At 64.5% G+C, this 11,776-nt stretch carries 11 protein-coding genes; 5 read left to right on the top strand and 6 right to left on the bottom strand.

Annotation, left to right across the window (positions count from 1 at the left end):
* Positions 1–33 precede the first annotated feature (33 nt).
* The 4 genes from VK792_RS01480 to VK792_RS01495 are packed head-to-tail and all read right to left on the bottom strand — an operon-like array spanning position 34 to position 3,919.
* Positions 34–1,626: an ATP-dependent DNA ligase gene (locus VK792_RS01480; protein WP_326295531.1), complete on the bottom strand. Its 1,593-nt coding sequence runs from the start codon at positions 1,624–1,626 to the stop codon at positions 34–36.
* A complete protein-coding gene (locus tag VK792_RS01485; RefSeq protein ID WP_326295532.1) occupies positions 1,623–2,618 on the bottom strand; it encodes a ligase-associated DNA damage response exonuclease in 996 nt (331 codons plus the stop codon). The genes VK792_RS01480 and VK792_RS01485 overlap by 4 nt, the downstream gene beginning before the upstream one ends.
* Before the next feature lie 39 nt (positions 2,619–2,657).
* A complete protein-coding gene (locus VK792_RS01490; RefSeq protein ID WP_326295534.1) occupies positions 2,658–3,629 on the bottom strand; it encodes an alpha/beta hydrolase in 972 nt (323 codons plus the stop codon).
* Positions 3,629–3,919, bottom strand: coding sequence for an SCP2 sterol-binding domain-containing protein (locus VK792_RS01495; protein WP_326295535.1), 291 nt, complete (start codon positions 3,917–3,919; stop codon positions 3,629–3,631). The genes VK792_RS01490 and VK792_RS01495 overlap by 1 nt, the downstream gene beginning before the upstream one ends.
* A 68-nt stretch (positions 3,920–3,987) precedes the next feature.
* Here VK792_RS01495 and VK792_RS01500 point away from each other — a divergent pair, with 68 nt between their 5' ends.
* The 5 genes from VK792_RS01500 (at position 3,988) to VK792_RS01520 (ending at position 8,943) form a co-directional block, all read left to right on the top strand.
* Positions 3,988–4,548, top strand: a complete 561-nt coding sequence (locus VK792_RS01500; protein ID WP_326295537.1) for a tetratricopeptide repeat protein — start codon at positions 3,988–3,990, stop codon at positions 4,546–4,548.
* Between the two features lie 24 nt (positions 4,549–4,572).
* Positions 4,573–7,371, top strand: a complete 2,799-nt coding sequence (locus VK792_RS01505; protein WP_326295538.1) for a helicase-related protein — start codon at positions 4,573–4,575, stop codon at positions 7,369–7,371.
* A complete protein-coding gene (locus VK792_RS01510; protein ID WP_326295539.1) occupies positions 7,372–7,752 on the top strand; it encodes an RNA-binding S4 domain-containing protein in 381 nt (126 codons plus the stop codon). It begins immediately after the preceding gene.
* 55 nt (positions 7,753–7,807) lie between these two features.
* On the top strand, positions 7,808–8,146 hold the full coding sequence (gene fdxA, locus VK792_RS01515) for a ferredoxin FdxA (protein ID WP_326295540.1): 339 nt from the start codon (positions 7,808–7,810) through the stop codon (positions 8,144–8,146).
* Between the two features lie 287 nt (positions 8,147–8,433).
* On the top strand, positions 8,434–8,943 hold the full coding sequence (locus VK792_RS01520) for a CarD family transcriptional regulator (RefSeq protein WP_326295541.1): 510 nt from the start codon (positions 8,434–8,436) through the stop codon (positions 8,941–8,943).
* Between the two features lie 70 nt (positions 8,944–9,013).
* On the opposite strand, the gene VK792_RS01525 is transcribed toward VK792_RS01520, so the two are convergent.
* Together VK792_RS01525 and VK792_RS01530 are read right to left on the bottom strand one after the other, a co-directional pair.
* The gene (locus VK792_RS01525; protein ID WP_326295542.1) at positions 9,014–10,882 is read right to left on the bottom strand and encodes a cation:proton antiporter domain-containing protein; all 1,869 of its coding nucleotides are present in this window, start codon (positions 10,880–10,882) and stop codon (positions 9,014–9,016) included.
* A 139-nt stretch (positions 10,883–11,021) separates the two neighbouring features.
* On the bottom strand, positions 11,022–11,477 hold the full coding sequence (locus VK792_RS01530; RefSeq protein ID WP_326295543.1) for an Lrp/AsnC family transcriptional regulator: 456 nt from the start codon (positions 11,475–11,477) through the stop codon (positions 11,022–11,024).
* Positions 11,478–11,776 lie beyond the last annotated feature (299 nt).

Raw genomic sequence — 11,776 nt, forward strand, 5'->3', positions numbered from 1 at the left:
CGGGAAAATGAGGCGCCTCAGGGCGCGGCGGCCCTATCCATAAACCGCCAGCATCGCCTTGAGATCCGCCAGCGTGTTGGCCTCTTGCGCCGGCTTGTCCTGCCGCCAGCGCGCCATGCGCGGAAACCGCAGCGCCACGCCGGACTTGTGCCGGGGGCTTTCCTGTATCCCTTCAAAGGCGATCTCGAACACCAGGTCCGGGCGCACCTGCCGCACCGGGCCAAAGCGTTGCACCGTGTTCTTGCGGACCCAGGCGGTGATCTGGCGAAACTCATCATCGGTCAGCCCGGAATAGGCCTTGGTGAACGGCACCAGGTCGTTGCCCTGCCAGACCGCGAAGGTGAAATCTGTGTACAGGGTCGCGCGCCGTCCGTGCCCCGCCTGCGCATAGATCATCACCGCGTCGATGGTCAGCGGGTCCAGCTTCCATTTCCACCAGTCGCCGCGCTTGCGCCCGGCGTGATAGGGGCTGTCCTTGCGCTTCAGCATCAGCCCCTCGGCGCGATGGTCGCGGGCGGTGGCGCGAACCCGGGCCAGCGCGTCCCAATCGTCCGCTTCGATCAGGGGTGAGGGGCGCACCGGCGCGTCCTGCGGCACATCCTTCAGCAGCGCCTCCAGTCGCGCGCGCCGGTCCGACAGCGGCGCGGCGCGCAGGTCTTGCCCGCCGTCCTCCAGCAGGTCATAGGCCAGCAGGATCACCCGCGCCTCGGCCAGCAGTTTCTTCGGCACCGTCTTGCGCCCGATCCGTTTCTGCAGCGTGGCAAAGGGCAGGGGCGCTGTGCCGTCCCAGGCCACGATCTCTCCGTCCAGCACGGTGCCGTCGGGCAGGAAATCCACCGCGCGCGCCAGGTCCGGGAACCGGTCGGTCATCAACTCTTCGCCCCGCGACCAGACGTGATGCGCGCCGCCGCGCAGGATCAGCTGCCCGCGGATGCCGTCCCATTTCCATTCCGCCAGCCAGGCGTCACGAGGGCCAAGCCCGTCGGGCGCTGCGTCCAGACCATGGGCCAGGCAGAATGGATAGGGGCGGCTGTCGTCGGCTTGCGCGTCCTCTGCCTCGATCAGCGCGTGATAGCTCGTGGTCTCGGGCGTCCAGTTTCCCATCAGCCGGTGCGCCAGCGCGGCTTCGTCCTGACCGGTGGCGCGGGCGAGCGCCCGGGTCATCAGTTTCTGGCTGACCCCGATGCGGAACCCACCCGTGATCAGCTTGTTGAACAGAAACCGTTCGGTCGTGTTCAACCTGTCCCAGGCGTTCAGGATGACCGGTTTGCGCGCTTCGCTGTCAACATGATGAAGCCCCTGTAACACGCTGATCCAATGCGATAATGGCAGGTCCTCTGTTGCCGTTGAAGGGGGCAGGATCAGGGCGATGGTCTCGGCCAGATCCCCGACCACGGGATAGCACTCTTCCAGCAACCACAGCGGCACGCCGGCCCGGTCGGCCGCCCATTCCCGCAGTTGCGTGGTGGTCACGGCACGCTTCGGGCGCCGACCGGAAAACAACGCGATGCACCACAGCTTGTCGGCCTCGCTGGCCTGGGTGAAAAACTCTGCCAAGGCGTTTGTTTTTGCGCTGGTTTTCGTCGTTTGATCCAGGGCGTGAAAAAGCGTGGCAAAGGCTTTCATGCCGCGTCCTCTTCGGCGGTGCCGAACTCTGTTGGAACCACCTGCGCGATCCAGCCGGATTCGTTCAGATAACGCGCAAAGATATCCGTATAACCATGTGTAAAATATATGCTTTCTGCGCCCGTTTCCCGGATTGCAGACAGCAGGCCCGGCCAGTCCGCGTGGTCCGACAGCACAAAACCCCGATCCACCGACCGCCGCCGCCGAACCCCACGCAAAGCCATCCAGCCAGACGCGAACCCCGTTGCTGCCGGGCCGAACCGCCGGGCCCAGGCGCTGCCAAGCGCCGCGGGTGGGGCGATGACCAGCGCGCCGGCGTGGGATTTCACGTCCAGCTCTGGCGTGACCGGCACGGTGGCGGGCAGAGCCAGCCCTTGCGCCCGCAACACCGCGTTGGTGGCTTCGACTGCGCCGTGGGTCAGGATCGGGCCGATGCCACTGTCCACCAGTCCCATCAGCCGCTGCGCCTTGCCCAGCGAATAGGCCCCCAGGATCGACACCCGCCCCGCCGCCGCGTTGCCCGCCCACCAGTCATTGATCTGCCGGCCGACAACCGCCTGCGGCGCCCATGTGAACACCGGCAGACCAAAGGTGCATTCACTGATGAAGGCGTGGCACCGGATCGGCTCGAACGATTCGCACAGCCCGTCGGGTTCGACCTTGTAGTCGCCCGACACCACCCAGACCTCGCCCCCGACCTCGACCCGCACCTGCGCGCTGCCGGGCAGGTGTCCGGCCGGGTGCAGCGACACGCGGGCCGCGCCGATCTGGCGCACCTCGCCGAAGCGCAGCGTTTCCGGCGCGACCCCCAGCCGGTGCCGGATCACCGGCGCGGCGACATCGGTGCACAGGTAATGCTGGTGGCCGGGCCGGGCGTGGTCGGCATGGCCATGGGTGATGACCGCGCGCTCCACCGGTCGCCACGGGTCGATATGGAACCCACCCGCCGGGCAGAAAATGCCATTTTCGGTGAATTTCAGAACGTCGCCCATGACGCCGACGATAGGCCGTTCAGCGCTGGGGTCCAGCCATCAGGCTGAGATCGCCGTGCCGTTGCCGTCATGGCCCCGCGCGGCATCGAACAGGGCCACGGCACTGTCGGCGATATGGGCGCGCACCTGCGGGCCTTCCATCAGCACCTCATGTTCGCCGCCGGCGATCAGTTCCAGCCGCCCGCCCGGCCAATGGGCCATGCGGTCGCGGATCCGGTCGGTGTCGACGATCCGCTCATTGCTGCCGACAAAGGTCAGGCAGGGCAGGTCGGGCGACGCCCGCCCCGCCAGTGTGCGGCAATCGGCCAGCGCCTCGTTCAGCCAGCGCAGCGACGGGCCGCCCAGTTGCAACGACGGCTCTGCCAGAACCTGTGCGCGCATGTATTCGAACATCTCGCGATCGGTGGTCAGGGTATTGCCTTCAAACGGTTCCGACGCGACATAGCTGTCGGATTTCGTGCCCGGCGCGATCTTGTGGCCCAGTCCAACCTTGGCGCCGCCCCAACTCAGCGCCCAGGCCGCGGGCCGCATCAGGGCCGAGATCTGGATCCCCCACATCGGACCGGTGAAGACGGCAGAGGCCACCGCAATCCCCCGCATCGCGGCGCGCAGCCCGATGGCACCGCCCATCGAATGGGCCATCAGGTGCCACGGACGCGGCAAATTCAGCGTGACGGCAGCGTGCAGGGCGGCATCGACATCTTTCTGGAAGTCGGTGAAGTGATCGACATGGCCGATCCGGTCATTGTGCAAAAGCCGGTCGGCCAAGCCCTGGCCGCGCCAGTCTATCGCCAGAACGGTATAGCCCCGGGCCACGAAATCCGCGGCGGTGCGGCCATATTTTTCAACGTATTCGGTACGTCCAGGGAAAAGCAGCACCGTCCCACGCGCCTGTTCGCAGGCGAACACGCCAACGCGGATGCGCACGCCGTCAGCGGCGTGCAGCCAATAGGCCCGGCTGCCTTCGGGGCCCTGTGCCAGGTTGGCATGGAACGGTGCCGGTTCAAGCATCAGGCCAGGACCGACGCCAGTTTCATTGCCGCACCCATGTCACCGTCAACCGACAGCTTGCCCGACATGAAGGCCGCGGTGGGGTTCAGGTCGCCTGCAAGGATCTGCTGGAACGTGTCGACATCGGCCGACAGGGTCACATCGGCATCGTCATCGCCGGCGCGCACACCATCGGCGTCGATGATCAGGCTGCCTTCGCCTTCGATCTCGAACTTGGCCACGCCGTCAAAGCCGTCGCCGCCCAGTTTCTCCGACAGGGCGGACACGGCCGCGGACACGATATCGCTCATTCTGCGCTCTCCTTCAGTTGACTTGCGCGGGGCTGGTATTTCCCCGCGTCTGCGCTACAGTCGGGACTATGAGCACGCAGTCTGTCAAACTCAACGGTATCGTGGCGGCAGCCATCGGCCTAGTCATGAATTCCCTACCTGCCCATGCGCAGGAAAGCGCCGAAGCGCAGTTGCTGCGCGAGTTGAAAGAGGCCGCGCCGACGCAGGCAGAGCGAGTCGCAAACCGGTTGATCATCGAATGGTCGAAATCCGGCTCTGCGGCGATGGACCTGCTGCTCAAGCGCGGGCGCGACGCGCTGGAAGTGCAGAAATTCGACGTTGCCATCGAACATTTCACCGCGCTGACAGACCATGCGCCGGATTTTGCCGAAGGCTGGCAGGGGCTGGCGCTGGCCTACTTCAGCAAGGATATGTACGGCCCCGCGCTGGATGCGCTGGAACATACGCTGGCGCTGAACCCGAACCATTTCGGGGCCATGCGCGGTCTTGGCGCACTGTTCGAACGGGTCGGAAAGCCCGATCTTGCCTACAAGGCCTACCAGAAGGTACTTGAGGTGCATCCGCATGACGCCGACGTAACCGAGGCCGTCAAGCGGCTGGCCCCCCAGGTGACCGGGACGGCCCTGTAACGCAACAGACGCAAAGGGCGCCGCATGGCTCAGCGTGCGCGGATCGCGGCCGTCCTTGGCCCGACCAACACCGGCAAGACCCACTATGCCATCGAGCGGATGCTGGCCCACCGGACAGGCATGATCGGCCTGCCGCTGCGCCTTCTTGCGCGCGAGGTCTATGACAAGATCGTCGGTCTGCGCGGTCCCGGCGTCGTGGCGCTGGTCACCGGCGAGGAACGGATCGTGCCGCCGCGCGCCGCGTATTGGGTCTGCACGGTCGAGGCGATGCCCGAAGGCATGGGCTGCGATTTTGTCGCCATCGACGAAATCCAGCTTTGCGCCGATCCCGAGCGCGGCCATGTCTTCACCGACCGTCTGCTCAGGATGCGAGGCACGCAGGAAACCCTGTTCATGGGCTCTGACACCATGCGTGGCCCGATTTCGCAACTGGTGCCGGGGGTGGAATTCGTTCGCCGCGAGCGGATGAGCCAATTGGCCTATTCTGGTTCGAAAAAGATAAGCAGACTGCAGCCAAGGACCGCAATCGTCGGATTTTCGGTTGAGAATGTCTATGCCATAGCCGAGCTCCTGCGCCGGCAAAAGGGCGGTGCGGCGGTCGTGATGGGGGCGCTGTCGCCGCGCACGCGCAACGCGCAGGTGGCGCTGTATCAAAATGGCGATGTCGATTTCCTGGTGGCCACCGATGCCATCGGCATGGGGTTGAATCTGGATATCACCCATGTCGCCTTCAGCAGCCTGACCAAGTTCGACGGCCGCCGGATGCGTCCGCTGATGCCGAATGAGCTGGCGCAGATTGCCGGCCGGGCCGGGCGTGGCATGACCCCCGGCACTTTCGGTGTGACCGGAGAGGCACCGCCGATTCCGGACGAGGTGGCGGACGCGATCTGCAATCACCGCTTCACGCCGCTCAAGAAACTGAACTGGCGCAATGCCGCGCTCAGCTTTGGCAGCATTGACCGGCTGATCGCCTCGCTTGAACAGGGGCCGGACAACCAGATGCTGACCAAGGCGCGCGAGGCCGACGACCTTATGGCGCTGCGCACACTGGCGCAGGACGGCGAGGTCTTTGCCCGTGCCTCGGATCCGGCGTCGGTACAACTGCTGTGGGATGTCTGCCGGATTCCCGATTTCCGCGGCATCAGCCATGCCGAACACGCCGGGCTTCTGGAAACGATCTACAAGCATTTGCATGAAAAAGGGGCAGTGCCGGACGATTTCATGGCACGCCAGGTCAAGCGCATCGATCGGACCGATGGCGACATTGACACATTGTCGAAACGTTTGGCCTATATCCGCACTTGGACGTATGTTGCACAGCGCAAAGGCTGGGTGCATGACGAAAGCTATTGGCGCGACCGCACCCGCGCTGTAGAAGACAGCCTGTCAGATGCATTGCACGACCGTCTGACGCAAAGGTTTGTTGACCGGCGCACATCTGTGCTGCTGCGCCGGTTGAAGCAGAAGGAGGCCCTTTTGGCCGAAGTGAACGATAAGGGTGAAGTCACCGTCGAAGGCGAATTCGTCGGTCGGCTCGAAGGGTTCCGGTTCCGCCAGGACCAGGGCGCAACAGGGCAAGAGGCCAAGACGCTCAAGGCGGCCTCGATCCAGGCGTTGCAGCCGCATTTCCACTTGCGCGCGGACCGCTTCTATAACGCCCCCGATACCGAGATCGACTTCACCGAACAGGGCGGTCTGATGTGGGGCGAACAGGCGGTGGGTCGCCTTGCACCAGGCGATGACGCGATGAAGCCGCGTGTCGTGGCCTTCGTCGATGATGAAGCCGGGCCGGACGTTATGCAGAAGGTGCAGCGCCGCCTGCAGCATTTCATCGACCGAAAGATCGCCGCGCTGTTCGAGCCGCTTCTGGCGATCCAGCGCGACGAGGCGCTGACCGGTCTGGCGCGCGGCTTTGGCTTCCGCATGGTCGAGTCGCTGGGCATCCTGCCCCGGGCCGATGTGGCGGACGAGGTCAAGGCGCTGGACCAGGAGTCGCGCGCCGCTCTGCGCAAGCACGGGATCCGGTTTGGCCAGTTCACCATCTTCCTGCCCGCGCTGCTGAAACCCGCGCCCACGCGTCTGCGCCTGGTGCTGTGGAGCCTGGCCAACGGGCTGGACGACTTCCCCGAGGCGCCGCCGCCGGGGCTGGTCACCGTGCCCAACATCGACGCCGTGCCGGATGTGCACTATACCATCGCGGGCTATCGCGCCGCGGGCAGCCGTGCGATCCGCATCGACATGCTGGAGCGTCTGGCCGACCTGCTGCGCGCCGAAGACAGCCGCGGCGGGTTCGAAGCCAAGGCCGACATGCTGTCGATCACCGGCATGACGCTGGAACAGTTCGCCGACCTGATGCAGGGGCTGGGCTACAAGGCCGAAAAGGGCGAGCGCCCCAAGGTGAAGCCCGTCGCGGAAACCCTTGCAACCGCGGAAGAAACCGCAGCCGAAGCCCCGGCCGAAGCAGCCGCCGCCGCCGCCGCGGTCCCCGCCGAGGCGCAGCCGGAGACCCCCGCAGAGGCCCCGGCCGAGCCCGAGGTCGAAGTGTTCTATACCTTCACCTGGGGCGGCAACCGTGGCAACACCCAGCGCCGTGGCCAGGGCCAGGGTCAGGGCCGCCGCAATGCCGACCGGGGTGACCGGGGCGAACGCAGCGACCGTGGCGGCGACAAACCGCGCGGCAAGGGCAAGCCCAAGGGCGGCAAGCGTCCGCCGCGCGACGAGGGCGCCAAGACGTATCAAGCGCGTCCGCCCAAGAAGGAAAAGCCGATCGACCCCGACAACCCCTTTGCGGCTGCGCTGATGGGGTTGAAGGGCAAGTCCTAAGTGTCTGACGCACCGGCCCGGATCCGCATCGACAAATGGCTTTGGCAGGCCCGGTTCTTCAAGACCCGCGGCCTGTCGGCCAAGGTCGTGCAGGCCGGGCATTGCCGGGTGAACGGGCTGCACATTGCCAAACCTGCCTTCAACGTCGGGCCGGGCGATGTGCTGACCTTCCCGCAGGGACTGGACGTGCGGGTCATTCGGATCGTGGCCCTTGGCACCCGGCGCGGCCCGGCGCCCGAAGCGCAGACATTGTACGAGGACCTGGCGCCGCCGCCGCCGCGTGACGCAGAGCCCGCAATTCCCAGCTTTGACGGGGGCGGGCGCCCGACCAAGAAAGATCGTCGCAAATTGCCGCAAGCCCGGACGCTGACGCTTGATTGAGCCGGGCATGTGGACTAGCAAGTTCGAAACGCGCCTTTCGAGGAAAGACTGACACATGACCTACGTCGTGATCGACAATTGCATCGCCTGCAAATACACCGACTGCGTTGAGGTGTGCCCCGTGGACTGCTTCTATGAGGGGGAGAACATGCTGGTGATCCACCCCGACGAATGCATTGACTGCGGCGTTTGCGAACCGGAATGCCCGGCAGACGCGATCCGCCCGGACACCGACCCCGACATGGACAAGTGGGTCGAGTTCAACCGGAAATATTCCGAGATGTGGCCGGTGATCATTTCGAAGAAAGATCCGCTGCCGGGTTACGAAGAACGCGACGGCGAAACCGACAAGGTCAACAAATACTTCTCTGAAGCACCGGGCGAGGGTGGCTAAGCTTCCGATTCGCGAAACATGGCTGGCGATCTGCAGTGATTGCCTGAACGTCGCCGCGTAACCCCTTGGGGTTGCGGGCCTACATGTGCGGTAAGCGCAATGTGACTATCTTTGGCGCGTTTTTTGTGTTACAAAGTGGGTCGAATGGAAAAACCTTGCGCACACGTCCGGGACTGTCTGCACCCGGGGGCTTAACGAAGATCGTCGAACAGGATGGACGGAGATAGGGATATCGCCGTGCGTCTTTTTTGTCGCCTCAACTTTGTGCGCTTATGAGGACGAACTGAATGACCAAGACCAAGAAACCCGAATTCCGCCCCAACGAATATGTGGTCTATCCCGCCCATGGCGTAGGACAGATCATGTCGATCGAGGAGCAGGAAATCGCCGGCATCAAGCTGGAACTGTTCGTGATCTCTTTTGAAAAGGACAAGATGACCCTGCGGGTGCCGACGCACAAGGCAACCGAGGTCGGCATGCGCAGCCTCAGCTCGCCCGATGTCGTCGCCCACGCGATGAAGACGCTGAAGGGCAAGGCCAAGGTAAAGCGCGCGATGTGGTCGCGCCGCGCGCAGGAATATGAACAAAAGATCAACTCGGGCGACCTGATCGCGATCGCAGAGGTGGTGCGCGACCTGCACCGCGCCGACGACCAGCGCGAACAGTCCTATTCCGAGCGTCAGCTTTACGAAGCCGCGCTGGAGCGCCTGACCCGTGAAGTGGCCGCCGTTGCCGGGGGCGACGAAGTGGCCGCTGCCAAGCAGGTAGACGAGGTTCTGCTGTCGCGCGCCGCATAAGGTTTCGCGACACCGCGAATGCAAAGGCCGGGCATCACGCCCGGCCTTTTTCGTTGCACCCCGCTGGCCGTCAGCCCCCCGCGTCTTTTTCCAGCGCCTGTGTCAGCGCCGCTTCCAGATCTTTTTCCAGTTCCCGCACCCGGGCGACGTATTCGGGGTTTTCGCTGGAGGGCACGCCGGGTTTCCAGACCTTGGCCAGTTCGCGCACGGCTTCGCGGTCGTGGTGAAAGAAGGTCTGCTCGGCCTTTGCCGCTTCGTATTCGCTGAGCCCGATGTTTTCCAGAACGTAGCGCCCGGCGCGCAGCGATGAATCGAACAGTTCGCGCACAATGTCATTCGCACCCGCCTGGTAGAGTTCGTAGACGTGGCTGCGGTGGCGGGCGCGGGCGATGATGTGCAGGTCAGGCCGGGCGCGGCGGGCATAGCTGACTAGCTTGGTCACCGACTCGCGGTTGTCCAGCGCCACCACCAGCACCCGGGCGTGATCCAGCCCGGCGGCGTGCAAAACCTCTGGCCGGGTGGGGTCGCCATAAAAGCCCTTGAACCCGAAGCGCCGCATCAGTTCGATCGTCTTCATGTCGTGGTCCAGCACCACGGTCTTGTGCCCGGTCGATTGCACCAGCCGGTTCACGATCTGCCCGAACCGCCCGATCCCGGCGATGATCACCGGCCCTTCCTCGTCGATTTCGTCGGCGGAGCGTTCTTCGTCTGTGTCGATCAGGCGGCGCGACAGCCAATCATACAGCAAAAACAGCAGCGGCGTGATCAGCATCGACAGCGCGATGACCAGCAGCAACATGCCGCCCAGCCGTTCGGTCAGCACGTTTTGCTGCAACGAGAACGAGATCAGCACGAACCCGAATTCCCCGGCTTGCGCAAGGCTGAGGGTGAACAGCATCTTGTCGCGTCCGCGCAGACCAAAGACCTGCCCGATGGCAAAGAGGATCGCCCCTTTCAGCGCGATCAGGCCCAGTGCAAGACCAAGGATGGTCGCCGGCGCCTTGAAGAAGGTGCCAAAGTCGATCCCCGCGCCGACGGTGATGAAGAACAGTCCCAGCAACAGCCCCTTGAAGGGCGCGACGTTCGATTCCAGTTCATGCCGGAATTCCGAGTTCGCCAAAACCACCCCGGCCAGGAAGGTGCCCAATGCGGGCGACAGCCCCACCAGCATCATCAGAAAGGCAATGCCGATCACGATCAGCAGCGCCAGCGCGGTGAACATCTCTGGCAGGTTGGCCGCGTGGATGTAGCGAAAGATCGGCCGGGAGAGGTAGATGCCGCCCAGGATGATCGCCGCGACGGCCCCCAGCGTGACCAGCGTCACGCCCCAGCCCGGCAGGCCCTCGACCAGCGACATGCCGTGGCCGTGATCGTCGGCCATGTCGATCCCGCGTTGAATGGAGCCGTCGGCGGCCAGCGTCGGGACGTTCGGCATGGCCAGCAGCGGCAACAGTACCAGCAGGGGGATGACCGCGATGTCCTGCGTCAGCAGAACCGAAAACGACGACCGCCCGCCACCGGTACGCATCAGCCCCTTTTCCGACAGGGTTTGCAACACGATGGCGGTGGACGACAGCGAAAAGATGAAACCGATGGCCAGCGCCGTATTCCACGGCTGCCCCAGCCCCATGGCCGCGCCCATCACCGCCAGCGTGGTGCCCAGGATCTGCATCCCGCCCAGCCCCAGCAGGCGATGGCGCATGTCCCACAGGACTTGGGGTTCCAGTTCCAGCCCGATCACGAACAGCATCATCACAACGCCAAATTCCGCGAAGTGCTGCAAGTCGCCGGTATTGGCCACCAGCCCCAACATCGGTCCGATCACGATCCCGGCCAGCAGGTAGCCCAGCACCGAGCCAAGCCCCATCCGCGCGGCGATGGGCACCGCGATCACCGCGGCAACAAGATAGATCGAGGCGTGGAAAAGGATGGTGTCCATGACGCGCCTTATGTCCAAGGGGGTGGCCCATGATGCGCTTGGCCCGCGCGAAGATACAAGCGTACATCGGCAAAGCTGTGACACGGGGGCCGGTTTTCGCGAGACTGTGATCGCATAAACGGCAGCCCAGGCAGCGGTGTCAGACCGGGAAGGGCGCGTCGGGTTTCATCTGGTCCATGACGATCTGGCTTTGCACCCGGGCCACTGCGCCGTGGGGCAAAAGCACTTCGTGGATCAGGGTGTTCAGCGCCGGCAGGTTGTCGCAATAGACTCGCAGCAGGAAATCCGCTTCGCCGGTCAGGGTCCAGGCGCTGATGATCTCGGGGCGGGTGGTCAGCAGCCGGGCAAAGCTGCGGGCCTGTTCTGGATCGTGACTTGTCATCTGCACCTGGATGAAGGCCTGCACGGTCAGGCCCAGCCGCGCCGGCGACAGGCGCGCGGCGTATCCGGTGATATAGCCCTCGGCCTCCAGCCGCTGGCGGCGGCGCCCGGCCTGGCTGGGCGACAGGTTCAGCACCTCACCCAGATCCTGCGCCGTCAGGTGGGCGTTTTTCTGTAGCGCGAACAGCAGGCGTTTGTCGGTGTCGTCGAGCATGTGAGGGGTCCAGTTCTGCGCGTTTCGCGCGCTTCAGTATCGTTTCGCGCGCGAAACGCGCGTGCCTGCGGTGTTATTTTGCATACTACGCGCAAAACCAGCAGTAAAGATGCGGTAAACTGTGCGTTCGCGACCGAACAGGGGAAAGTCTTGGGGCCTTTCCGCACGACCGTCCGAAATCGACGATCACCGCAGGCAATCCCGCCGGGACCGACGGGTTCGACTCCATCGAACGCGAACACATTGCCAATGGGGATCTGAGCGCCGTCCGCACAGCTGCGGACTAGGGCGCTGAGACA

Origin of the sequence: Mesobacterium hydrothermale (assembly GCF_035818635.1) — a bacterium.
GTDB lineage: Bacteria > Pseudomonadota > Alphaproteobacteria > Rhodobacterales > Rhodobacteraceae > Mesobacterium_A > Mesobacterium_A hydrothermale.

Excerpts from the sequence above, each read along its gene's own strand:
- VK792_RS01480 (WP_326295531.1), bottom strand. The coding sequence starts at position 1,626 with ATGAAAGCCTTTGCCACGCTTTTTCACGCCCTGGATCAAACGACGAAA.
- VK792_RS01485 (WP_326295532.1), bottom strand. The coding sequence starts at position 2,618 with ATGGGCGACGTTCTGAAATTCACCGAAAATGGCATTTTCTGCCCGGCG.
- VK792_RS01490 (WP_326295534.1), bottom strand. The coding sequence starts at position 3,629 with ATGCTTGAACCGGCACCGTTCCATGCCAACCTGGCACAGGGCCCCGAA.
- VK792_RS01495 (WP_326295535.1), bottom strand. The coding sequence starts at position 3,919 with ATGAGCGATATCGTGTCCGCGGCCGTGTCCGCCCTGTCGGAGAAACTG.
- VK792_RS01500 (WP_326295537.1), top strand. The coding sequence starts at position 3,988 with ATGAGCACGCAGTCTGTCAAACTCAACGGTATCGTGGCGGCAGCCATC.
- VK792_RS01505 (WP_326295538.1), top strand. The coding sequence starts at position 4,573 with ATGGCTCAGCGTGCGCGGATCGCGGCCGTCCTTGGCCCGACCAACACC.
- fdxA (WP_326295540.1), top strand. The coding sequence starts at position 7,808 with ATGACCTACGTCGTGATCGACAATTGCATCGCCTGCAAATACACCGAC.
- VK792_RS01520 (WP_326295541.1), top strand. The coding sequence starts at position 8,434 with ATGACCAAGACCAAGAAACCCGAATTCCGCCCCAACGAATATGTGGTC.
- VK792_RS01525 (WP_326295542.1), bottom strand. The coding sequence starts at position 10,882 with ATGGACACCATCCTTTTCCACGCCTCGATCTATCTTGTTGCCGCGGTG.
- VK792_RS01530 (WP_326295543.1), bottom strand. The coding sequence starts at position 11,477 with ATGCTCGACGACACCGACAAACGCCTGCTGTTCGCGCTACAGAAAAAC.